Source organism: Cupriavidus sp. 01L46 (assembly GCF_056399905.1).
Window position 1 is genome coordinate 1 of the sequence record NZ_JBFTSF010000151.1, and the last position, 22,413, is coordinate 22,413.

The 22,413-nt window shown below is 66.3% G+C and carries 23 protein-coding genes; 10 read left to right on the forward strand and 13 right to left on the reverse strand.

Translation table 11 applies throughout. The features are described from left to right. Positions 1-512: 512 nt before the first annotated feature. The 3 genes from AC1DS3_RS23605 to AC1DS3_RS23615 form a co-directional block, all read right to left on the reverse strand. Positions 513-1,778, reverse strand: coding sequence for a M20 aminoacylase family protein (locus AC1DS3_RS23605; protein WP_477128066.1), 1,266 nt, complete (start codon positions 1,776-1,778; stop codon positions 513-515). A 521-nt stretch (positions 1,779-2,299) separates the two neighbouring features. Continuing rightward, the gene (locus tag AC1DS3_RS23610; RefSeq protein ID WP_441641568.1) at positions 2,300-3,142 is read right to left on the reverse strand and encodes a fumarylacetoacetate hydrolase family protein; all 843 of its coding nucleotides are present in this window, start codon (positions 3,140-3,142) and stop codon (positions 2,300-2,302) included. After that, on the reverse strand, positions 3,139-3,867 hold the full coding sequence (locus AC1DS3_RS23615; RefSeq protein ID WP_441641567.1) for a GntR family transcriptional regulator: 729 nt from the start codon (positions 3,865-3,867) through the stop codon (positions 3,139-3,141). The genes AC1DS3_RS23610 and AC1DS3_RS23615 overlap by 4 nt, the downstream gene beginning before the upstream one ends. 181 nt (positions 3,868-4,048) lie before the next feature. Between AC1DS3_RS23615 and AC1DS3_RS23620 the strand changes: the two genes are divergently transcribed. The 4 genes from AC1DS3_RS23620 (at position 4,049) to AC1DS3_RS23635 (ending at position 8,394) form a co-directional block, all read left to right on the forward strand. Continuing rightward, entirely contained in the window at positions 4,049-5,347 is a 1,299-nt protein-coding gene (locus AC1DS3_RS23620) for an MFS transporter (RefSeq protein ID WP_477128067.1), read from the forward strand. Positions 5,348-5,441: 94 nt separating this feature from the next. After that, the gene (locus AC1DS3_RS23625) at positions 5,442-6,170 is read left to right on the forward strand and encodes a maleate cis-trans isomerase family protein (protein ID WP_477128068.1); all 729 of its coding nucleotides are present in this window, start codon (positions 5,442-5,444) and stop codon (positions 6,168-6,170) included. Between the two features lie 13 nt (positions 6,171-6,183). Beyond that, positions 6,184-7,599 carry a dihydropyrimidinase gene (gene hydA, locus AC1DS3_RS23630; RefSeq protein ID WP_477128069.1) on the forward strand — a complete coding sequence of 472 codons (1,416 nt, stop codon included), beginning with the start codon at positions 6,184-6,186 and terminating at the stop codon, positions 7,597-7,599. A gap of 135 nt (positions 7,600-7,734) precedes the next feature. After that, positions 7,735-8,394 carry an aspartate/glutamate racemase family protein gene (locus AC1DS3_RS23635; RefSeq protein WP_477128070.1) on the forward strand — a complete coding sequence of 220 codons (660 nt, stop codon included), beginning with the start codon at positions 7,735-7,737 and terminating at the stop codon, positions 8,392-8,394. A gap of 89 nt (positions 8,395-8,483) precedes the next feature. On the opposite strand, the gene AC1DS3_RS23640 is transcribed toward AC1DS3_RS23635, so the two are convergent. Then, entirely contained in the window at positions 8,484-8,738 is a 255-nt protein-coding gene (locus AC1DS3_RS23640; RefSeq protein WP_477128071.1) for a hypothetical protein, read from the reverse strand. Between the two features lie 4 nt (positions 8,739-8,742). Continuing rightward, complete coding sequence (locus AC1DS3_RS23645) at positions 8,743-9,450, reverse strand: NmrA family NAD(P)-binding protein (RefSeq protein WP_477128072.1); 708 nt, start codon at positions 9,448-9,450, stop codon at positions 8,743-8,745. Between the two features lie 126 nt (positions 9,451-9,576). On the opposite strand from AC1DS3_RS23645, the gene AC1DS3_RS23650 reads away from it, so the two are divergent. Next, complete coding sequence (locus tag AC1DS3_RS23650; protein WP_477128073.1) at positions 9,577-10,470, forward strand: LysR family transcriptional regulator; 894 nt, start codon at positions 9,577-9,579, stop codon at positions 10,468-10,470. Positions 10,471-10,488: 18 nt separating this feature from the next. On the opposite strand, the gene AC1DS3_RS23655 is transcribed toward AC1DS3_RS23650, so the two are convergent. Next, positions 10,489-11,400 (reverse strand): LysR family transcriptional regulator, encoded by a 912-nt coding sequence (locus AC1DS3_RS23655; protein ID WP_441639132.1) that lies wholly within the window; start codon positions 11,398-11,400, stop codon positions 10,489-10,491. Positions 11,401-11,558: 158 nt separating this feature from the next. Here AC1DS3_RS23655 and gstA point away from each other — a divergent pair, with 158 nt between their 5' ends. After that, positions 11,559-12,185, forward strand: coding sequence for a glutathione transferase GstA (gene gstA / locus AC1DS3_RS23660; protein WP_477128074.1), 627 nt, complete (start codon positions 11,559-11,561; stop codon positions 12,183-12,185). Between the two features lie 21 nt (positions 12,186-12,206). Here the strand turns inward: gstA and AC1DS3_RS23665 are convergent, their stop codons facing one another. Continuing rightward, complete coding sequence (locus tag AC1DS3_RS23665) at positions 12,207-12,998, reverse strand: oxygen-binding di-iron domain-containing protein (protein ID WP_477128075.1); 792 nt, start codon at positions 12,996-12,998, stop codon at positions 12,207-12,209. A gap of 33 nt (positions 12,999-13,031) precedes the next feature. Here AC1DS3_RS23665 and AC1DS3_RS23670 point away from each other — a divergent pair, with 33 nt between their 5' ends. Beyond that, the gene (locus AC1DS3_RS23670) at positions 13,032-13,193 is read left to right on the forward strand and encodes a hypothetical protein (RefSeq protein WP_441639138.1); all 162 of its coding nucleotides are present in this window, start codon (positions 13,032-13,034) and stop codon (positions 13,191-13,193) included. Between the two features lie 9 nt (positions 13,194-13,202). Here the strand turns inward: AC1DS3_RS23670 and AC1DS3_RS23675 are convergent, their stop codons facing one another. The 3 genes from AC1DS3_RS23675 to AC1DS3_RS23685 form a co-directional block, all read right to left on the reverse strand. Continuing rightward, entirely contained in the window at positions 13,203-13,841 is a 639-nt protein-coding gene (locus tag AC1DS3_RS23675) for a glutathione peroxidase (protein ID WP_441639140.1), read from the reverse strand. A 74-nt stretch (positions 13,842-13,915) separates the two neighbouring features. Beyond that, positions 13,916-15,406, reverse strand: a complete 1,491-nt coding sequence (locus AC1DS3_RS23680; protein WP_441639142.1) for an MDR family MFS transporter — start codon at positions 15,404-15,406, stop codon at positions 13,916-13,918. Positions 15,407-16,033: 627 nt separating this feature from the next. Further along, positions 16,034-16,483 (reverse strand): CBS domain-containing protein, encoded by a 450-nt coding sequence (locus tag AC1DS3_RS23685; protein WP_441639144.1) that lies wholly within the window; start codon positions 16,481-16,483, stop codon positions 16,034-16,036. 256 nt (positions 16,484-16,739) lie between these two features. Between AC1DS3_RS23685 and AC1DS3_RS23690 the strand changes: the two genes are divergently transcribed. Next, on the forward strand, positions 16,740-17,387 hold the full coding sequence (locus AC1DS3_RS23690) for a CDGSH iron-sulfur domain-containing protein (protein WP_441639146.1): 648 nt from the start codon (positions 16,740-16,742) through the stop codon (positions 17,385-17,387). On the opposite strand, the gene AC1DS3_RS23695 is transcribed toward AC1DS3_RS23690, so the two are convergent. Then, entirely contained in the window at positions 17,362-18,081 is a 720-nt protein-coding gene (locus tag AC1DS3_RS23695) for a TetR/AcrR family transcriptional regulator (RefSeq protein ID WP_441639148.1), read from the reverse strand. The two genes, AC1DS3_RS23690 and AC1DS3_RS23695, sit on opposite strands and share 26 nt — an antisense overlap. 38 nt (positions 18,082-18,119) lie before the next feature. Here AC1DS3_RS23695 and AC1DS3_RS23700 point away from each other — a divergent pair, with 38 nt between their 5' ends. Together AC1DS3_RS23700 and AC1DS3_RS23705 are read left to right on the forward strand one after the other, a co-directional pair. Then, complete coding sequence (locus AC1DS3_RS23700; RefSeq protein WP_441639150.1) at positions 18,120-19,289, forward strand: DUF2855 family protein; 1,170 nt, start codon at positions 18,120-18,122, stop codon at positions 19,287-19,289. Between the two features lie 173 nt (positions 19,290-19,462). Then, positions 19,463-20,029: an acyloxyacyl hydrolase gene (locus AC1DS3_RS23705; protein WP_441639152.1), complete on the forward strand. Its 567-nt coding sequence runs from the start codon at positions 19,463-19,465 to the stop codon at positions 20,027-20,029. A 32-nt stretch (positions 20,030-20,061) separates the two neighbouring features. Here the strand turns inward: AC1DS3_RS23705 and AC1DS3_RS23710 are convergent, their stop codons facing one another. Both AC1DS3_RS23710 and dbpA read right to left on the reverse strand, forming a co-directional pair. Further along, a complete protein-coding gene (locus AC1DS3_RS23710) occupies positions 20,062-20,910 on the reverse strand; it encodes a PA4780 family RIO1-like protein kinase (RefSeq protein ID WP_174425685.1) in 849 nt (282 codons plus the stop codon). Between the two features lie 64 nt (positions 20,911-20,974). Then, on the reverse strand, positions 20,975-22,396 hold the full coding sequence (dbpA, locus tag AC1DS3_RS23715) for an ATP-dependent RNA helicase DbpA (protein WP_441639154.1): 1,422 nt from the start codon (positions 22,394-22,396) through the stop codon (positions 20,975-20,977). Between the last annotated feature and the right edge of the window lie 17 nt (positions 22,397-22,413).

Below are 22,413 nucleotides of genomic sequence, written 5' to 3' on the forward strand. Positions count from 1 at the left end.
GTGTGGTGCGAGCACGGCCCCGCGAACCGGGCCACGGTGCCCACCACGAAACCAGGGGAGTTGGTAGCAAGGTGCCGCTCGCGCCGGTACGGCAGGGCATCAAATGGCTGGGCGGCCACCGTCAGAGACAAAACCACGAAACCACCAAGGCAGGCAGGATCGCGGCGCCGCGCACCGCGAACGGCAGATGCCCGAACGCTCACCGAGCAAAGCGATGAGGGGCACCACCACGTGACCATTGGGTCATGTAGTAGCGATGCCCTTCGGGCCGGTTGGACACGCCAGCCAACACTCGGGGCCGTACGACGCAACCACCGAGGCCCAGATAGCCTTATTGCTCTGCTCCCGGCAGGGCGGCTTTCTTTTCRTTAGTTTTCTTTGCCGGTCAAAGAAAAGTGACCGGCAGCCCCCGCAGGGGGATGTMGTATGGCACTTGGGTCCAAAAACCATCATCGCTGAAAAAACACCAGCCAATACAGCAAAAGCCAACTGGTCTCCCCCCGCCCCCCCCTTCAAACCTCCAAATACCTCTCCACCAACCTAGCCCAATAAGCCGCCCCAACCGTCAAATTCTCATCATTAAAATCATACCCAGCGTTATGCAGCAAAGGCTGCCCCGCCCCGTTCCCCATCCGCACAAAACACCCCGGCCGTTGCTGCAGGAAGTAGGCAAAATCCTCGCTCCCGGCGATCAGCGGGAAATTCGCCACCACCTTGTCGGGCCCCACCAGTTCCTCAGCCACCTGGCGGGCGAACTCGGTCTCGCGCTCACTGTTGATCAGTACCGGATAGCCCCGGATGTAATCAATCTCCACCGTAGCGCCATAGCCCTCCACATGTGAGGTCACCAGCCGCCGGATACGATCCTCCAGCGTACGCCGCACATCGGGGCTGAACGACCGCACGCTCAACTCCAGCTTGGCGCTCTCGGGGATCACGTTGGGCACATGCCCGGCATGCAACGTGCCAATGGTGACCACGGCGGTTTCGTTCGGGTCGATATTGCGCKACACGATGCTCTGCAGCGCCATCACCAGGCTGCCGGCGACCAGGATCGGGTCGATCGACTGGTGCGGGCGGGCCGCGTGGCCGCCCTTGCCGCGGATGGTGATGGCGACCGTATCGCAGGCCGCCATGAAGGGGCCGGCGCGGAACATGAAGGTGCCGGCTTCCACGCCGGGATGGTTGTGCAGCCCGAAGATCGCGTCGCAGGGAAAGCGCTCGAACAGGCCGTCGGCGAGCATGCGCTCGGCGCCGCCGCCAGCACCGATTTCCTCGGCGGGCTGGAAGATCAGGTTGACGGTGCCGTTGAAGTTGCGTGTGCGGGCCAGCTGGCGCGCCGCGCCGAGCAGCACGGTGGTGTGGCCGTCGTGGCCGCAGGCGTGCATCTTGCCGGCGTGGATGCTGGCGTACGCCAGGCCGGTGCGCTCATGAATGGGCAGCGCGTCCATGTCGGCGCGCACGCCGATGCTGCGCGGACCGTCGCCCTGGCGCAGCGTGCCAACCACGCCGGTGCCGCCAATGCTGCGCGTCACCGCGTAGCCCCAGCCTTCGAGCTGGGTGGCGACCAGCTCGGCGGTGCGCACTTCGTCGAAGGCGAGCTCGGGGTGCTGGTGGATACTGTGGCGGATGGCTTCCAGCTCGGCGCGGCTGTCGACGGTGTCGGCCAGTTCACAGAATCGTGAAGCGCGGGGAGCGGAGGGAGCGGAGGCGGCGGGCTGGGTCGCGTGCGAGTCGGCAAGAAGTGACTCGATCAGTTCGGGGGCGTGTTCTGACATGGCAGTACTCGTTTTCTTCGAGGCCCCTTTACGAGGCGGGGGCGTATAGAAAACAGTATTTCACGCTGGGCGCAGAGCGCAAACGGTTTAACCCTTTGTAGCGAAATCAGGGTAACAACTGTTGCGAACGGGGAACGTTCTCGCGTTCGCTGGGATCATGGGGAGATTTGCGGGCGTGGGGGCAGGTGTCGATAGCGGTACAGGCGACACGATTTGCGACTCAACTAGGGCCAGGCACGATGCTAGCTCCGCGTTGTCGTGCTCCCCTCTTCCGTGTGCGGGAGAGGGGATGGGGGAGAGGGCGGGCGCTCGTTACGCCTGCGTATTGGACAACACCAAACACCACGGGCTTCGCTTCCAGTGGCTCCTAGCTGAGCCACCCCTCTCCCCGGCCCTCTCCCCCTGAGGGGAGAGGGAGAGACAGCCGTCGTCACGGCGCGCGGCTTTGGCCTGTTCGGCGGCTTCGTCCACGGCCGCTGGTTTGCYCAGCCGTCGTCATGGCGCGTGGCTTTGGCCCGCCCTTACGCGTATGCCACCACCGTCTGGCCCTGCTCGCCCAGGCCGTCGATGCCCAGGCGCATGGTGTCGCCCGCCTTGAGAAAGCGCGGCGGCTTGAAGCCCATGCCCACGCCCGGCGGCGTGCCGGTGCAGATCAGGTCGCCGGGGTGCAGCGTCATGAAGCGGCTGACGTAGCTCACCAGCGTCGCCACGTCGAACACCATGGTGGCGGTGCTGCCCTTCTGCACGCGCTGGCCGTTGACATCCAGCCACAGGCCCAGCGCCTGCGGGTCGGGCACTTCGTCGCGCGTGACCAGCCACGGGCCGACCGGGCAGAAGGTGTCGCAACCCTTGCCCTTGTCCCAGGTGCCGCCGCGCTCGATCTGGAATTCGCGCTCGGAGACGTCGTTCACCACACAGTAGCCGGCCACGTGCGAGAGCGCATCGGCGAGCGAGACGTCGCGCGCCACTTTGCCGATCACCACGCCGAGCTCCACTTCCCAGTCGGTCTTCTCGGAGCCGCGCGGCAGCATCACCGGGTCGTTGGGCCCGTTGAGCGAGCTGTTGGCCTTCAGGAAGACGATGGGCTCGGCCGGCAGCGCCATGCCCGCCTCGGCGGCATGGTCGGCGTAGTTCAGGCCGATGGCCACGATCTTGCCGATGCCGGTCCAGGGCACGCCGAAGCGCTCGGCCTGCACCACCGGCAGCGTGGCCGGGTCCAGCTTGGCCAGGCGCGCCAGCGCTTCGGCCGACAGCGCCTGCGGCCCGAGGCCGTCCAGCACGCCGGACAGGTCGCGCACGCGGCCTTCGGCATCGATCAGACCCGGGCGTTCCGCGCCCGGCTTACCCACACGTACTAGTTTCATCGTTTCCCCTTGGCTTCGGTGGCGATGTGGCCGGCGGGCTCGGAAAGGGTCCGCGCGACCACGGTCAGGACTTCTTTTGCAGTGTTCTCGGAATGCTGGCGCAGCACCTGCGCCAGCCGCGGCCGGCCCGGTTCGCGCAGCGCGGCCATGATGGCCTCGTGCTCATCAAACGACTCCTGCCAGCGCAGCATATCCGCATTGGCGGCGCCGCGCGCGCGGTGGACCTTGCTCATCAACATCGCGTAGATGCCGGCCAGCACAGGGTTGGCCGCGCCGTCGATGATCAGCTGGTGGATTTCCTGGTTGGTGCGGAAGTACTCGGTGCGCCGCCCGGCGGCGTGCGCCTCCAGCATGGCCTGGTGCTTGCGCTCCAGGCGCGCCATGGCCACCTCGGACAGGCGCGCCGCCGCGAGTTCGCCGGCGGTGGCCTCCAGCCCGTGCAGCGTCTCGAAGGTGGAACGCAGCTCATCAAGATCGAGCGGCGCCACGCGGTAGCCGATGTACTGCCGATGCAGCACCAGGCCTTCGGACACCAGCACCTTGAGCGCCTCGCGCAGCGGCGTCTTGGAGACATCGAACATCTCGCAAAAGGCGCGCTCGTCGATGCGCGCGCCGGGGGGCAGCTCGCCCTCCTCGATCATGGTGCGCAGCCGCGCGGCGATTTCGGCCGACATGCCGAGGGTGCGCAGGCGGGTGGATTTAGGAAGCGTTTGAGTCACAGACATCACCGAGATGGGGAACATGCACCACAAGAAGGCTAACACATCCCAAAATTGTGCGTTCGCATAACAATAAAATCAATGACTTACGACAGTTGTAATTACAGATTACGTATCCTATACTCCGTTCCAGTTGCGCGACACACAACACAAACCGCCTAACATTCCCCCAAAGGAGACAAGCGTCATGCAAACGACAAGCCGGGCTGCAGCGCTAACGGAGACGAAGAGCTCCGTGCGCTGGAAGATTTTCCTGATGATGTTGTTCCTCATCGCCATCAACTACATCGACCGGGCCTCGCTCTCGGTCGCGATGCCGCTGATCGCCAAGGAGTTCGATCTCAGCCCCACCATGCAGGGGCTGATCCTCAGCTCTTTCTTCTGGACCTACGCGGTCATGCAGATTCCAGGCGGCATGCTGGCGGACAAGTACAAGCCGCGCATCGTGATCGCCACCGCCACCGTCTTCTGGGGCGCGTTCCAGGCCCTGGCGGCCGTGTGCACCAGCGCCGGCGCGCTGTTGCTGACCCGGCTCGGGCTGGGCGCGGCCGAAGCGCCGATCTACCCGGCCGGCGGCAAGCTCAATGCGATCTGGATGACGCAGAACGAACGCGGCCGCGGCGCCACCCTGCTGGACGGCGGCGCGCCGCTAGGTGCGGCGCTCGGCGCCATCATCATCACCTGGCTGATCACCGCGCTGGGTTCCTGGCGCCTGGCCTTCGTGGTGGCTGGCGTGGGCACCGTGCTGGCCGGCATGCTGGCGTGGTACTACGTGCGCAACTCGCCGCGCGAGCACCGCGGCGTCAATGAGCTGGAAGCGAGCTATATCGAAGCTGCGCAAGCCAGCGAGCACCGCGCCGAGCCGGCCAACCTGTCGGGCCGCTCGCTCGACTTCCTCAAGTACCGCTCCGTGTGGTGCATGGCGACCGGCTGGATGTGCTTCAACAGCGTCTTCTACGGCCTGCTGACGTGGATGCCCAACTACCTGAACAAGGTGCACGGCTTCGACATCAAGCAGATGGGCGGCGCCAGCTTCATCATCTTCTTCTCCGGCTTTATCGGTGAACTCATCGGCGGCTGGATCGCCGACAAGTGGAAGGCCGCCKGTGGCGCGCCCAACCTGGTGATGCGCACCCTGTTCGGCATCGCCGCCGTGGTGGCTACCGTGTCGATCTTCTCGGTGGCTTACGTGAAGGATCCGGTGGTGGTGGTTGCCCTGCTCTCTTCCACGCTGTTCTTCCTGCGCTGGTGCGGCCTGTACTGGTGCATCCCGTCGATCCTCGGCACCCGCAACAAGGTGGGCGTGCTGGGCGGCATCATGAACCTGGGCGGCAATATCGGCGGCATCACCGTGCCCATCATCGTCGGCATGATCGTGCAGTTCACCGGCTCGTACTTCCTGGCGCTGATGTTCTTTGCCGCGGCCGGCGTGGGCCTGCTGATCTCCTCGACCGCGATCGACTACGAGAAGAAGCTGCCGGTCTGAGCGCAGCGCGTTCTCCACAGCTAGCCAACCAGTCGCACGCGCCGCGCCGGCACACGCCGGCAGCGGCGCGGCATCTCCTAAAGAGCATTACCCCATGACCAAACGCACCCTTCTCGGCATGCTCACGCCGTCGTCCAATACCGCGCTGGAACCCATCACCAGCGCCATGGTGAGCGGCCTGCCSAAYGTCAGCGCGCATTTCTCGCGCTTCACCGTYACCGARATCTCGCTGCGCGACCAGGCSCTKGGCCAGTTCGAYCTCGACAAGATCATCGGCGCGGCCAARTTGCTGGCCGACGCGCGCGTGGACGTGATCGCATGGAACGGCACCTCTTCCGGCTGGCTCGGCTTCGAGAAAGACCAGGCGCTGTGCTGTCAGATCACCGAGGCAACCGGCATTCCCGCCACCACCTCGGTGCTGGCGCTGAACGAAATCCTGGAAAAAACCGGCGCGCGCGACTTCGGCCTGGTCACGCCCTATCTCGACGATGTGCAGCAACGCATCGTGCAGAACTACAAGCGCAACGGCTTTAGCTGCACGGCCGAGCGCCACCTCGACCTGCACGTGAACTACAGCTTCGCCGAGGTGGAAGAAGACACCATCCGACGCATGGTGCGCGAAGTGGCGCAGCACAAGCCGTCCGCCATCACCACGTTCTGCACCAACCTGCGCGCGGCGCACCTGGTGGAGGCGCTGGAAGCCGAGACCGGCATCCMCGTCTACGACACCATCTCCACCGTGGTGTGGAAATCACTGCGCCTGGCTGGCGTGGACACGCGCGCGCTGCGCGGCTGGGGCCGCTTGTTTGCCGAAGTGGAATGAAGGAGCAGGGCGCATGAACACCGAACTCGATCTTGTCATCCGCAACGCCGAAGTGGTCACCGCCTCAGACCGCTTCACCTGCGACATCGGCGTGCGCGATGGCCGCATCGCCATGCTGGGCAATGACCTGCCGCGCGCCGCGCGCGAGATGGATGCCACCGGCCTGCTGGCGCTGCCGGGCGGCGTGGATGGCCACGTCCACCTGGACCAGCCCATGCCCGACGGCATGCGCATGGCGGATGATTTCCTCACCGGCACGCGCGCTGCCGTGTGCGGTGGCACCACCACGGTGATCCCGTTCGCGGCGCAGGAAAAGGGCGGCTCGCTCAAGGCAGCGGTGGCGGACTACCATCGCCGCGCCGAAGGCCGCGCGGTGGCGGACTACGGCTTCCACCTGATCGTGGCGGACCCCACGCCGGAAGTCTTGCAGAATGAATTGCCCGAGTTGATTCGCAAGGGCTACACCTCGTTCAAGGTCTACATGACCTACGACGATCTGAAGCTATCCGACCGCGAGATGCTGGACGTGCTCGACGTGGCCAAGCGCAACGATGCGCTGGTGATGGTGCATGCCGAGAACGCGGATTGCATCTCGTGGCTCACTGAAAAGCTGGTCGGGGAAGGGCGCATCTCGCCGCGTTTCCACGGCATGGCCCGGCCTGCGCTGGTGGAACGCGAAGCCACGCACCGCGCGATCACCTTTGCCGAGCTGGTCGACGTGCCGATCCTGATCGTGCATGTTTCCGGCAAGGAGGCGATCGAGCAGATTCGCTGGGCACAGGGCAGGGGGCTGCCGATCCTGGCCGAGACCTGCCCGCAGTACCTGTACCTGACGGCCGAGGATATGGGCTTGCCTGGCGATGACGGCTATGAAGGCGCCAAGTGCGTATGCAGCCCGCCGCCGCGCGACCCGGAGAACCAGGCGGCCGTCTGGCGTGCGCTGACCAATGGCGTGTTCAGTGTGTTTTCCTCGGACCATGCGCCGTTCAACTATGACGATCCGCAAGGCAAGAAGCTAGGCGGCACGGCCCAGCCGTTTGACCACATTCCCAATGGCGTGCCCGGCATCGAGACGCGCTTGCCGCTGCTGTTCAACGGCATCGCGCAAGGCCGGCTTTCGTTGCATCAGTTTGTCGAGCTGACTGCGTACCGGCCGGCGCGGCTCTATGGCTTGTATCCGCGCAAGGGAACGATTGCCGTGGGCGCCGATGCGGATATCGCCTTGTGGGATCCTTTGCGGAAGGTGCGGATTGCTAATAGCGATTTGCATCATGCAGTGGATTACACGCCTTATGAGGGGATTGAAGTGACCGGGTGGCCGGTGCATTGCTTCTCGCGGGGAGAATTGCTGGTGGAGGATGGGAGGTATCTGGAGCCGGCGCCGGGGCGGGGGAGGTTCTTGCCGGYGGGGGCGCCTTCGTTGGTTTGAGGGTGTTGTTGAGTTGACGTGAGTGGCTTAACTTCAAATTCAAAAGCCTAAAGTCAAAGGCAGTTTCACCTCCCCTCCGGGGAGGCGACCTACTTTCTTGTCTTGCCAAGAAAGTAGGCAAAGAAGGCGCGCCGGATGGGGCGACACCCCCTCGGGGTGGCGACGGCGCAGTTCGGCGTGGCATATATCGAGACGCGGTTCGAAGCGCTGGTGGGCGGCTACGCGACCGCTTGCGTGGCGGCGKAGCATCAGGGGCAGTTCGATGGCCTGGTGGTGGCTGCGTTTGGCGATCCCGGGCTGGCGGGGTTGAAGGAACTGTTCAATGTGCCAGTGGTGGGGATGACAGAGGCCGCGCTGGCCAGCGCCTGCCTGCTTGGGCAGCGTTTTTCCATCATTGCGATCTCGCATCGGATCGAGGCCTGGTACCGCGAGTGCGTGGCGGCGAATGGGCTGACCTCGCGGCTGGCCAGCGTGCGTTCGCTGCAGCAGCCGCTGCGCGATATCGGCAGCGTGCAGGAGGATCATGCGGCGCGGCTGGAGGAACTCAGCCTGAAGGCGGTGCACGAGGATGGCGCGGACGTGATCATCGTGGCCGGCGCGCCGCTGGCCGGGCTGGCGCGTACGCTCAAGGACCGGATTCCGGTGCCGGTGGTGGATGGCGTGTCCAGCGCGATCCGGCATTGCGAGAGCTTGATCGCACTGGCGCCCACTGGCGCGGCGCAAGGCAGCTTCGCGCGCCCGCCGCACAAGCCGAATCGCGGGTTGCCGCCGACGCTGGCGGCGATGCTGGACTAAGCTGCGCCGCTGGGCGCGACGCTGTGGCGGCATCAGTTCGGCAGCGTGGTGACGCGCGCCGACATCATTGGGCAGGCCTGGCGCCGCACTCAGGCTGCCACCCGCAAACCCAGTTCGCCCAGGCTTGCGCGCAGCGCCTGCTTGAGCGGCGTACGCGGCAGCTCGCCCACCAGGGCTTCCAGCGCCGTGCCATCGAGCGCGTGCGGCACATTCCACAAGTAAGCCATCTCGGCCAGCTCGCGCCACATGGGCACCACCGCGCCGCCTGCGCGGATCAGCCACCATGGCATGCCGCCCACGCGCGGTGCGTGCGCCATGCCGCTGGCTTCGGCCAGTGCGCTCACCAGTTCATCGCCCGTTAGCGTATGCCCCGCGAAATGCAGCACGGCATGGCCGCGCAGATCCGCATGGCGCCGTGCCACCGCAACGAAGGCCTGCGCCAGGTCGGGCAGGTAGGCCCAGGCATGCGCGCGGTCGCGCGGGCCTGGATAGACCACCTTGCGACTTGGCGATCGCCAGGTCCATCCATGCGCCGCGCCCCGGGCCGCCGAAGAAATCGCCCGCGCGCAAGACCACGCTGCGCGGCGCGGGCGCGCGCTCGCGCAGGCCGGCCTCGATGGCACGGCGGATCTCGCCCTTGCGCGTGCTGGGCCGCTCGGCGGTGTCGGGGCGCAGCAGCGGCGGCATCGACTCGCCGAAGTTGTAGACGTTACCGGGATAGAGCAGCAAGGCGTCCAGCGCCTGTGCCACCTCCATGCCACTGCGCGCCAGCGCTTCGGCGTGCTGCTCCCACTCGGTATAGACCGGGTTGAGCGCGTTCACCACCACGCTGGCGCCACGCGCGGCGGCGAGCAGTTGCGCGGTGTCTGCCACATCGATAGCCAGGCTGCGCACGTTGTGCGCCGCCGTGCCCGCCAGCGGACGGCGTGCCTGCGCCAGCACCGTCCAGCCAGCCGCGGCAAAGGCATCGACCAGGGTGCGGCCAAGCCGGCCGTTGGCGCCGAGTATCAATACGGTGTCGCGCATCATGTTCTCCTGCATCGCGTTCTCCAGCATGACCTTCTCCTTGCAGCATCGCCTGAAGACCATTGTGGGCAAGCCTTGGCTACGCCACAATTGCATGAATACGCAACACGCGAATTCATTTTTGAATAGCGCGCCAGGCAAGGAGCGATAGAGGAAATGGCCGAAGCATTCGACTGGGCACTGATGCGCTCCTTCCTGGCCGTGATGGAGGCCGGCAGCCTGCTGGGCGCGGCGCGCCAGCTTTCCAGCAGCCAGCCGACGCTGGGGCGCCACGTGGCGCAGCTGGAGGCGCAGCTCGGCGTGCCGCTGTTCGAGCGCACCGGCCATGGCCTGCAGCCGACAGAGGCCGCGCGCGCCATCGCCGGGCACGCGCGGGTGATGCAGCAGGGCGCGGACGCGGTCGCGCGCACGCTGACGCGCGACCAGGCGGGCATTGCCGGGACGGTGCGCATCTCCGCGAGCCGCGCGGTGGCCAGCTACCTGCTGCCGCCGCTGCTGGCGGACCTGCGCCTGCGCGAGCCGCAACTTGCCATCGAAGTGGTGTCGTCCAACGCGGTCAGCAACCTGCTGCGGCGCGAGGCCGATATCGCCATCCGCATGGTGCGGCCGGTGCAGGCATCGCTGATCGCGCGCAAGGTGGCGTCCGTGGCGCTATGCGCCTGCGCCCACGAGGACTACCTGCGGCGCAAGGGCGTGCCGCGCACGGCGCAGGAGCTGCCGCGCTTTGACCTGATCGGCTATGACCACGACGACACGATCCTGCGCGGCTTTCGGGCCATGGGCGTGGAGGTCACGCGCGAGGTGTTTGCGGTGCGCAGCGATGACGACATCGTGCTGTGRCAGTCGATCCGCGCCGGCCTGGGCGTGGGCTTCGCGGCGCGCTATATCGCCGCCGGCGATGCGCGCGTGCGCACGGTGCTGCCCGAGCTGTCCATTCCACCGCTGCCGGTCTGGCTCACCGTGCACCGGGAAATCCGCGGCAGCGCGCGCATCCGCGCGGTCTACGACTTTCTGGCCAGCGCCATTCCCGCCGCCCTGGCCGCGCCGTGAGCGCACGTTCTCGCCGCCCTACGCATCCAGCCTGACATGCTCCGCCAGGTGGCTGACCACGGTGGCGATGCGCCGCAGATGCCGGGACTCGGGATGCGTCAGCAGCCACAGGTCGGTGTCGCACTCGTCCAGCGTGCCGGTGAGCGCCACCAGCTTGCCGCTGCGCCGCCCGATCATCAGTGAAACAATGCCGGCGCCAAGCCCGGCCTCGACGCCCTCCAGCACGCCCGCGATGCTGTTGACGCGGTATTGCGGCACCACGCGCGGCAGGTGCTTGCGGCGCCAGCGCACTGATGGGTGATCGGGCATGGCCTCGTCCGGGGCGATCCAGGGCAGCGTGGCCAGCGCGGCAAGGTCGACGGCGCCGCCGTGCCCGGGGACCGCGATGCCGGCCGCCTCCAGCAGCTCCCGCGCCGCGAACACCGCCACGCGCAAGGCGCCGAGGCACTTGCCGATCAGGTGATCGGGCGGATGGCGCGTGGCCCGCACGGCGATGTCGGCATCGCGCCGGGTCAGGCTGACCAGCTCATTGGTGGCGATCAGCTCGAAGCTCAGCCCGGGATGCCGGCGCCCGAGCGGCGCCAGCGCCGGCAGCACCATGCCATGCAGCACGGTATCGGTGGTGGTGATGCGCACCAGGCCCGACACCGTGCCCGCCGACACCGAGGCATGCGCGCGCGCCGCCTCCAGCTCGGCCTCGATGCGTTCGGCATGTTGCGCGAACTGCTGGGCGAGTTCGGTTGGCAGGTAGCCCGCGCGGCTGCGCTCGAACAAGCGCCGCCCCAGCCCTTTCTCGATGCGCTGCAGCGCGCGGAACACGGTGGAGGCATCAAGCCCGAGCCGGCGCCCGGCTTCGGCCAACGTGGCGCCACGCACCAATGCCAGCACCACGTCGAGATCGGGGGAAGAGAGTTGGTAGGGAATATTCATTGCGAATTTGCAGTCATGACTTGCAACGGCGCGCATTGCGATTGCGCTTTCGCAATCCTAGACTGCCTGCACTGCCACCACAAGGCGTGGCGGCAAACCCCGAAATCTCGAACCCGAGCCCGAGCCCGAACCGAACCCAAAACAGCGAGGACCACCCGATGAAGCTCTACTACTCCCCTGGCGCTTGCTCCCTGGCCGTGCATATCGCACTGCGCGAAGCCGGCCTGCCGTTTTMGCTCGCCAAGGTCGACCTGGCCACGCACAAGCTGGCCGAGCCGGAAAACGGCAGCGACGACTTCTACGCGGTAAGCCCGCGCGGCTACGTGCCGATGCTGCAACTGGACGATGGCTCGCGCCACACCGAAGCCGCATCGCTGCTGCAATACGTGGCTGACCTCGCCCCGGGCAAGGCGCTGCTGCCGGCGGCCGGCACCCAGGCGCGCCTGGAAGCGGTGGGCTGGCTGACGCTGGTCTCCACCGAGCTGCACAAGGTCTTCAGCCCGTGGCTGTGGCACAAGGAAACCGCGCAGAGCACGCGCGAGGACTGCAAGGCCAAGGTGGCCCTGCGCTTCGCCGAGCTGGACCGGCACCTGGCCACGCGCGACTACCTGTGCGGCACGCAGTTCACCGTGGCCGACGCCTACTGCTTCGCCGTCGCCAACTGGGCCAATCTCCTGAGCATGCCGCTCAACCCTTACCCCGCGCTGCAGGCTTACCTGTCTCGCGTGGCCGCGCGGCCGAAGGTGCACGAGGCGCTGGTGGCCGAAGGGCTGGCGCGCGATTGATCGTGCAACCGGTGCCGGGCCTCAGGCAGCCGCCGCGATGAAAGGCGGCAGCCTGTAGTCGTCCTGGCTGAGCAAGTCCAGCCCGCACTCCAGCGTGGAAACCCAGTCGATGAACTGCGCCACCATGGCCTTGCCGCGAAACGACGGGCCGTGCTGCGGCACGATCCACTCGATATCCAGCCCGCGCGCCATGTTGKCCCACAGCCGGCAKGCGCGGTTGCCGCTCATGTAGCGCTGGTGGAAGGGCAACATGGCGTGGGTGTGCGCGGCAAAATCGCTCACCACCGCGCCGGCTTCCCGCGCGCTGGTCATGGCCGCGCCCAGGTCGCCGGAGAACAGGATCTTGCTGATGGGATCGTAGAACTGGAAGTTGCCCTCCGAGTGCAGGAAATGCGCCGGCACCGCCAGCAACGTGCAGTTGCCCAGCGCGATCGGCATGCCGGCATCGGGGATGGTGACGATGCGCCCTTCCGTCTTGCCCGCCTGGCAGAAATGCGGCAAAAACCGCGCCCAGACGCGCGAGATCAGGATGCGGCTATCGGAGGCGGTCAGCCAGCGCCCGACCGAGGCCACGATGTCCGGATCAGCGTGCGACGCCAGCACGTAGTCGAGCTGCTTGGGCGGAAAGTAGCGGCTGATGGCCAGGTACAGCTCGCCGTAGGTCATGTGCCCGCCAGGATCGATCAGCGCGCCGTGGCCGGCGTCGACGATCAGGAACTGGTTGGTCTGCACCACCTCGCCGTGCTCCTCCTCGACCAGGTCCGAAAACAGCAGGCAGGTGTGCCCGCCGGCATCGTATAGCGTGATGGCCATCGTCTGTCTCTCCCCAAAGCGGCGAAAGTAGCGATGGCGGCGCCCCGGCGGCTTGACGCCGGTCAAGAAGGGATCGAATCGTGCGCCGATGCCATGGCAGGGGGTGGCCTGGCCGGGATCGGCTTTGCCGCGCTCAACCTGGTGGCGCACGGCTTCATGCTGCGAAGCCGTGCTGTGCCGATGGCGGCTGAATAGCTTGGTGGCTTAGCGCGCGCCGTCCAGCAGTTGCTCGATCTTGCTCACGAACTGCTTGTCGTCGGGCTTGGTCATGCTGTTATAGCTGCCCACCACCTGGCCGTTGCGGTCGATCACGTACTTGTAGAAATTCCACTTGGGCGTGGTGCCGGACTGCTTGGCCAGCAGCGCGTACATGGGATTGGCATCGCTGCCGCGCACGTGCGACTTGCCCAGCATCGGGAATTTCACGCCATAGGTGTTGTAGCAAAAGTCGGCGATCTCCTTGGAAGACCCCGGCTCTTGCGAAAAGTCGTTCGACGGGAAGCCCAGCACCACCAGCCCCCGTTCGCGGTACTTGGCGTACAGCGCCTCCAGCCCTTCGTATTGCGGGGTAAAGCCGCAATAGCTGGCGGTATTGACCACCACCACGACCTTGCCGGCGTACTGGCAGAGGTTTTGCGGCGCTTCGTCCTGCAGGCGGGGGAACTTGAAGTTGAGCGAGGCCGGGCAGGCGCCGGCTGGCTTGGCGGCGGTGGCTGCCGGGGTATCGGCGGCTTGCGCAAGACGCGGCGCGGCGACAACAGCGGCGGCAGCGGCCAGGACCAACGCGCCGGACAAGGCGATGCGTTGCAGGGCGCGTGAGCGCTGTTCGGGAAGGCTGCGCATGTAGGAAACTCCGGAGATGGTCTGTCCGTAGTTTACGCCGTTGGGCGTGAAATGGATGCGCAAGCCTCCCCCGCCTACTCCATGGCCAGCGTGGCCGCGTGCTCGGTCACGCTGCTGCGCAACTCCACGTCCGGCATGCGGCGCACGATCACCAGCGCCAGCAGCGCGGCCACGGTGCCCACGGCAAAAATCAGCCGAAAGCCCGACTTCACGCCGCCCGTCAGCACGTCCCGCACCGCGGGAGAGAGATGGGCCAGCGCCTCGCTGCCGTGGCGCAGCGCCCCCAGGTCGAGCGCCTGCGTCACGCCGGAAGCGTGCAGGGCATGGCGGAATTCCAGCGTCAGCAAGGTGCCGGCCAGCGCGCCGCCAAAGGCGCTGCCAAGCGAGCGCAGCACCAGCAGCGCGCCGGTGCCKGCGCCGGTATCGCGGCGCTCCAGCACGTTCTGCACCGTCATCAAGGTGCCGACCATGGTCATGCCCAGCCCCACGCCGGCCACCATCATGGCCAGCAGCACCAGCGCCAGCGGCGTGGAGGGCGAAATCAGCACGAGCGCCAGCAAGCCCAGCGCCGCGGCAATGAAGCCGCCAGTCAGGATGCCGCGCATCCGCCCCAGGCGCGGCGCCAGCCCGGCCACGATGAAATTGCCCGCCACCGTGGAGAGCAGGAACGGCACCACCAGCAAGCCGGACTCCGACGCATCGGCGCCGCGCACCAGCTGGAAATGCAGCGGCAGCGCGAAGATGCACAAGAAGATATTCAGCGCGGCCATCGCGGACGCCGCCACGCCCAGCACATAGGCGCGGTTGCAAAACAGCCTCGGCGGCAGCATCGGGTCGCCCGCGCGGCGCTCCTGCCAGACCAGCGCGGCCACCGCCACCAAGGCCAGCAGCGCCAGGCCAGCGATTTCCGGCGAGATCCAGTCATAGACATCGCCCCCCCAGCTCATCGCCAGCAGGAAGGCCACAATGGAAACCGTCAGCAGCAGCGCGCCGCCCCAGTCCACCCGCGCCGAGCCGCCACGCACCTGCAACTGGCTCAAGCCCCGATAGCACATGAACATGGCCAGCAGCCCCAGCGGCACATTGATCCAGAACAGCCAGCGCCACGACAGATGATCTGAAGTCCAGCCGCCCACCAGCGGGCCGGCGATGGAAGCCACCGCCCACACGGTCGCCAGGTAACCCTGGTAACGCCCACGCTGGCGCGGCGCCACCACATCCGCAATCGCCGCCTGCGCCAGCGACATCAAACCGCCACCACCAATGCCTTGCAGCGCGCGGAACAGGATCAGCTGCTCCAGCGTAGCCGCCATCGCGCACGCCACCGAGGCCAGGATGAACAGTGCGATCGCCAGCATCAGCAGCCGGCGCCGGCCATAGGTATCCGACAACTTGCCGTACAAGGGCGTGGAAACGGTGGAAGTGATCAGGTAGGCCGTCACGATCCACGACAAATGGCCAAACCCGTTCAGGTCATTGGCAATCGCCGGCACCGCAGGAATCACCACGGTCTGGTCCAGCGCGGCCAGCAAGATGCAAAGGATGATCCCGCCGATCACTCGCATGATGGCCTGGTGGCTCAGGGCAGGGGTAGCAACAGCGGACGAAGCAGATGAAGCAGGAGCGGAGGAAGACATCGGGGGCAGCAGGGCGCGTAGTCATGAGCAACCAACGTTGCGCCCAACCACCAACAAACCACCTCGTTTGTCAGCCTACATCGGGGAACATGGCCACAAAATTGAAATCAACCGATTGGACGCGTACCCAGCGCTGCGCGAATCGAGAACTGCCACGAGCTGGCAGATGCCGCCTGCACGGCCCGGGAAGGCCTAATTCAGTGAATGCATAATTATATGCGGATACCAAATATGGAGTGCGGCACTAAGTTGGTTTCCGATGCGGCGCAGGCGTGCCTTTTTCCGGAACGTGCGTACTTCTGTTCAGTACGAGCGGTTATCTGCCAGCAAGCCGGCACGAAGCGAAAAAACGGAAATCTTGTGGTTTTTTTGCCGCCAGCAACGACGGGAGCGAAGCGAGCCGTGAAGAGGTGCCAGGGCCGTATGGGGCGCCGTCCTTGCCTGCCTTTTTGGCAAGACAAGAAAGCAGGCCGGCGCCCCGCAGGGGTCATGAAACAGACGTTGACTTAAAGCTTGCGACCTTAAGCTAACCAGCGGAATCCCCGGGCAATGAGATCAGAGCTTGGGATGGGGCGTCCCGCTAATGTAGTGCTCCAGTTGATCGATGATAAATTTCTGCTCGGAAATAATATCCTTGACCAGGTCCCCGATCGACAACATGCCCACCAAGGTATCGCCGTCCATCACCGGCAAGTGCCTCAACCGATGCTGCGTCATCAACGCCATGCACTCATCGGTACTCTGATCCCCGCGCACATAAATCACCGCCGACGTCATGATGTCGCGAACAAAGGTCTCCCGGGAAGTCCGCTTCATCAGGATCACCTTCCGCGCATAGTCCCGCTCGCTCAAAATGCCAACGATATCGCCGCGTTCGATCACCAATAACGCGCCAATGCCTTTCTCCGCCATCAGTTGCAGCGCAGCATAAACCGTGGCGCCTGGGGGAATGCTGTAGATAGCCTGAGTCGGTTTGGACTCAAGAACCTGTCGTGCAGTTTTCATCACCCACTCCTTGTTCGATCCCAACGGATTGCAACACGACCCGCGCAAAGGCGGGAGCGCCTGGCAGGGCACCTGCGCACCGCGCCGCTGCCTATCGCCTTCAGATTAGCACCACGCGCGCACGCCTTACAGGGTGACGCACACGAATCTTTGCAAAAAAACCAAGCCGCTGAAAAGCACTGCGCAAACCCGCTGGCAAGCGCTATAAAGGAAAGGGAGCGCGCCACCTGGCGCGCAATGCGCAGGAGGGCCAGCCATGGCCACCGAGTCCGTTGCCGGCAAGCGCGTCATCGTGCTCTTCGACGACAGCCGCTGCATCCATTCGCGCCACTGCGTGCTGGACCGCCCGGACGTGTTCGTGCCCGGCGTACAGGGCGAGTGGATCCACCCGGACAACGCCAGCGCCGAAGAAATCGCGGAGATTGCGCACAACTGCCCATCGGGCGCCATCAGCTACCAGAACGTCGACGGCTCCCCCGGCGAGGCGGCGCCCCTGGTCAATGTGGTGCGCGTGCTCGAGAACGGCCCGCTGGCGCTACGCGCCGCCATCACCATCGATGGCCAGCCCGCCGGCTTTCGCCTGACGCTGTGCCGCTGCGGCGCTTCGCGCAACAAGCCCCTGTGCGACGGCAGCCACGCCAGCACGGGTTTTGTCGCCACCGGCGAGGCCGCCACCGTGGCATCGGAGCCGCTGGCGCAGCGCGACGGGCCCCTCGATATCCATCCCATCCCCAACGGACCGCTGCGCGTCAAAGGCAATCTTGAGGTGATCAGCGGCACCGGCAGAACCATCACCCGCATGACCGAGGCCTGGTTTTGCCGCTGCGGCCAGTCGGGCAACAAGCCATTCTGCGACGGCACGCACAAGAAGGTGGGGTTCAGGAGCGATCCGCAGGATCCATAGAATCGGCAGGATCCGAAGACAATGGCGCAACCCCCAGCGCCAGCAGGCAAAGCCGCTCCATCTGCGCCACCCATGCCGCCCGCGAGGGCTCGGCAACCTGCAGCAGCAGGCGATAGCGGCGCGCGCCCCAGACCGCCTCCACCAGGCTTCGCACCGTGGCGGCGTCCGGCGCACCCGGCAAATCCGGGCATGCCGCCAGCGCGCGCTGCCAGGCTGCGTACAACTCATCGAACACACGGCGGTGATGCCTGGTCTCGGCGATGCGCGCTTCCAGCTTGAGCATCTCGTGTTCGAAGCCCTCCAGCGAGGCATCGTCGGCGCCGCAGGTCAGGCGTGCCAGGCGCTGGACGCGCGTGCGCCAGTCCAGCCCGGGTGCGGCCGCCACCTCGGCCTCGATGCGCGCCAGCAGCAGCTCGATGGTGTGCCGCACATAGCCGGAGAGCAGCGCCTCCTTGTTGGGGAAGTATTCGTACAGGGTGCCTACGGAGCATCCGGCCTCCAGCGCCACGGCGCGCGTGGTCACGCCGTCCCAGCCACGCGAGCGCCATATCCGAACAAAAGCCTCGTAAATGGCGTCCACGGTAAAGCGCGCGCGCTGCTGCGATGGGCGTTTCAGCGGCCTGGCCGGCGCTTGCGCCGGCTCGGCCGCGGCACCCGCGTTTCCGAACCCGGCGGCCGGCTTGCGGCGATACATTGGTGGCATCGACCTCGACAGTAAGAGTGGGACAGAAAATGGGACAGGATCAGACGAAGCACAGCAACCACGGCAACAACCACGGCAGCCGCAACGACAGCGCCGAACCTTCGCTCACGGTTACCCGCCTGCTGACACGCAAGCATGCCCTAAATGAAAGCCGGCTGGAAGCGCGCCAGGAGCGCACCGACGCCGCCCCCGGCGAAGTCCTGCTGAAGATCGACCGCTTCGCGCTCACCACCAACAACATCACCTACGCCGCCTTCGGCGACGCCATGAACTACTGGCAGTTCTTTCCCACCGGGCAACAAGAATGGGGCCATATGCCGGTGTGGGGCTTTGCCGATGTGGTGGACTCCAAGGTGCCCGGGGTGGCGGCGGGCGAGCGCTTCTACGGCTACTTCCCCATCGCCAGCCATATCCGCATGCAGCCTGAACGCGTGACCGAGCGCGGCTTCTACGATGCCATCGAGCACCGCCGGACCCTGACCTCCGCGTACAACCAGTACACCCGTGTGACCCATGACGCCGCCTATGCGCCCGAGCTGGAAAACTACCAGATCCTGTACCGGCCGCTATTCATCACGTCGTTCATGCTGGCCGACTTCCTCGAGGACAACCGCTTCTTCGGCGCCACGCGGCTGGTGGTGTCCAGCGCCTCCAGCAAAACCGCTTATGGCACCGCCTTCTGCCTGCGCGATATCCCCGGCATCTCGCTGGCCGCCATCACTGCGCAGCGCAACCGCGCCTTTGTCGAAGGCCTTGGCTGCTATGCGGAGGTGGTCAGCTACGACGAGCTGGAAACACTCGCCACCGACGCGCCCACGCTCTATGTGGACTTCTCCGGTGACGAAGCGCTGCGCGCACGCGTGCACCATCACTTTGGCGGCGCGCTGGTGTACGACTGCTTTGCCGGCTCGGCGCAGAACACGGGCTTTTTGCGTGATACCGGCCTGCCCGGGCCCAAGCCCGAGTTCTATTTCGCGCCGGTGCAGATCCGCAAGCGCAACGCCGACTGGGGGCCCGAAGGCGTGAACCGGCGCTTTAACGCAGCGCAGCGCGCGTTTATCGACTACGTGAAAGAGCCGGCGAACGGCTGGCTGACGCTGATCGAAGCACAGGGCTTCGGCGCCGCGCAGGAGAGAATCGCGAGCCTGGTGGCAGGCGGGAGCGAGCCGAAGGCGGGGTACGTGGTGCGGCTCGGTTGAGCGCCGCGCGCCTGTCTTGCCAGTGCGCGGCCGGGCTTGCACGCGAGTGCCCACGCCGGATTCCTCGCAGACGAAAGCCCGGCGAGCCTGGCTGCCAATGTGTATGATCAAATGAAGAGCCGGGCAGCCACGCGTTGGACGAGAGCCCTGCAGTCCGTTGCGAGGGCCCCTCGATGCGCGTCTCTTCGTTTGCCGTTGTCCTCGCACTACACGGCGCCTGTACCTACGCCCAGGCGGACCCGCCGCCCATCGCCGACGCTGGCTGGTTCGAACCCGTTCGCGTCGGCGTCTCGCTTGGCATCGCGCCCGAAGCCAACCTTGGCCGCCTTGAGCTGCGCTGGGACCTGCGGCAGGACCTGTGGGCCTCCGCCACGCGATCGGCCAGGCTGCGMCTGGGGCTGGAAATTTCCGCAGGTGCCTGGGATCCGCATGGCGGCAGCGGCGGCGCAATGGGCGACATTGGCCTGACGCCCGTCTTTCGCTTGCAGGGTGCGGGCCCCGCGTCAGCCTTCGCGGATCTCGCCATCGGCGCCCACCTGCTCTCGCGCACCCGCATCTCGGATACGACCGTGTTTTCCACGGCGTTCCAGTTCGGCGACCGCATCGCCATCGGCTACCACTTTGGCGATGCCGTGCACTCCGAAATCGCACTGCGCCTGCAGCACTACTCCAACGGCAGGCTCAAGCGGCCCAACCCCGGCATCAACTTCCTGCTCGTACAGTACTCGGCGCAGTTCTGAGCGCGGCATGGCCGTGCTGCCGCGCTGCCGCCCTACTCCGCGCTTTGCAGGTACCGCTGGCGCGCCTCTTCCTCCAGGATCACGTCTTCCACTTCCGCCAGCACGGCTTCCACGTCCACCGGGGTGTCGTCCACGGCAACCTGGCCGGTCAGTTTCACGCCGGGATGCAGCAGGCCGGCCTGGTAAAGCGCCCAGATTTCCTTGCCGTACTGCGTGCCGTTAAGCGCCGGCGCAAACTGGCCAAAGTAAAACGCCAGGTTATCCACATCGCGCTCCAGCATGGCGCTGGCCTCGCTGTTGCCGGCGGCATCCACCGCCTGCGGCAGGTCGATGATGACCGGGCCGTCTGCATCCACCAGGATGTTGAATTCGGAGAGGTCGCCGTGCACCACGCCGGCGCACAGCATCAAGATCACCTGCTCGATCAGCGCGTCGTGAAATGCCACCGCCTGCTCCGGGCTCAGCGCCACGTCGTTCAGGCGCGGCGCGGCATTGCCCTCGGCATCCACCACCAGCTCCATCAGCAGCACGCCCTCGAAGCACAGATGGGGCGTGGGCACGCGCACGCCGGCGGCGGCAAGCCGGTACAGCGCATCCACCTCCGCGTTGTGCCAGGCTTCTTCCGCCACCTTGCGCCCGTAGCGCGTGCCTTTTTCCATGGCGCGCGCCTGCCGGCTGTTCTTGACCTTGCGCCCTTCCTGGTAGGTCGAGGCCTGGCGGAAGCTGCGTTGCGCGGCATCCTTGTAGACCTTGGCGCAACGGATCTCGCCGCCGCTGCGCACGACATAGACGGTGGCTTCCTTGCCGCTCATCAGCTGGCGCAACACCTCATCGACCAGGCCGTCTTCGACCAGCGGCTGCAGCCGCTTCGGCGTTTTCATCGGGAAGCACCAAGCAGGCAGGGCGAGGGCGCCATGCGCGGGGACAGCAGCGTCGCGGCCACCGTTATTCCGTCAGCATGCGCACTTTCACGCGCTTGCCCTTCACCGTGCCGTCATTCAGCTTGCGCATCGCCTCGCGCCCGATCGAACGCTCGACCGCCACGTAGGTGGACATGTCCATCACGTTGATCTTGCCGATCTGGTGCTTGGTGTAGCCGGCGTCGCCGGTGAGCGCGCCGAGGATGTCGCCGGGGCGCATTTTTTCCTTGCGCCCGCCAAGGATCTGCAGCGTGACCATGGGGGGCAGCAGGCGCTCGTTGCTGGCGGGAGTCAGCGCGGACAGGGGCTGCCATTCCATCTCGGCGCCCATGGCCTGCTCGATATTGCCCACGCGGCCCATCTCGTTCATGCTCGCCAGGCTAAGCGCCCAGCCATCCTGGTCCGCGCGGCCGGTGCGGCCGATGCGGTGGACGTAGACCTCGGGGTCGGGCGTGACGTCGACGTTGATCACCGCTTCGAGCTGGGCGATGTCCAGCCCGCGCGCGGCCACGTCGGTGGCTACCAGCACCGAGCAGCTGCGGTTGGCGAACTGCACCAGCACCTGGTCGCGCTCGCGCTGGTCCAGCTCGCCGTGCAGTGCCAGGGCTTCGAAGCCTTGCGCGCGCAGCAGGTCGACCAGGTCGCGGCAGCGGGCCTTGGTGTTGCAGAAGGCCAGCGTGCTGACCGGGCGGAAATGATTGAGCAGCAGGCCCACGGCGTTCAGGCGGTCGCTGTCGGCCACCTCGTAGAAGCGCTGGCGGATCTTGCTGTCGTCATGCTGCTCTTCCAGCTTGACCTCGCGCGGCTTGCGCAGGAATTGCTGGCTGAGCTTGGCGATGCCTTCGGGATAGGTGGCCGAGAACAGCAGCGTCTGGCGCTCCTTGGGGCAGTGGCTCGCCACATAGGCGATGTCGTCGAAGAAACCCATGTCGAGCATGCGGTCGGCTTCGTCCAGCACCAGCGTGTTGAGCGCATCCAGGTTCAGCGTGCCGCGCTCCAGGTGATCCATGATGCGGCCGGGCGTGCCCACCGCGATATGTGCGCCATGCGCCAGGCTGTCGGCCTGGGGACGCATCGGCGAGCCGCCGCACAGCGTCAGGATCTTGATGTTTTCTTCCGCGCGCGCCAGGCGGCGGATTTCCTGCGTGACCTGGTCGGCCAGTTCACGCGTGGGGCACAGCACCAGCGCCTGCACGTCGAAGCGGCGCGCATCGAGCCGGTTCAGCAGCGCCAGCGCGAAGGCGGCGGTCTTGCCGCTGCCGGTCTTGGCCTGCGCGATCAGGTCCTGGCCGGCCAGCGCGATCGGCAGGCTGGCCGCCTGGATCGGGGTCATGGTCTGGTAGCCGAGCTGCTCCAGCGTCGCCAGCGTGGCGGGCGAAAGGGGCAGTTTGGAGAAAGAGGCGCCGGCAGCGGCGGGCGCTGCGGATTGGGTAGGGCTTGAGGTCATGCCGGATTATACCGGGC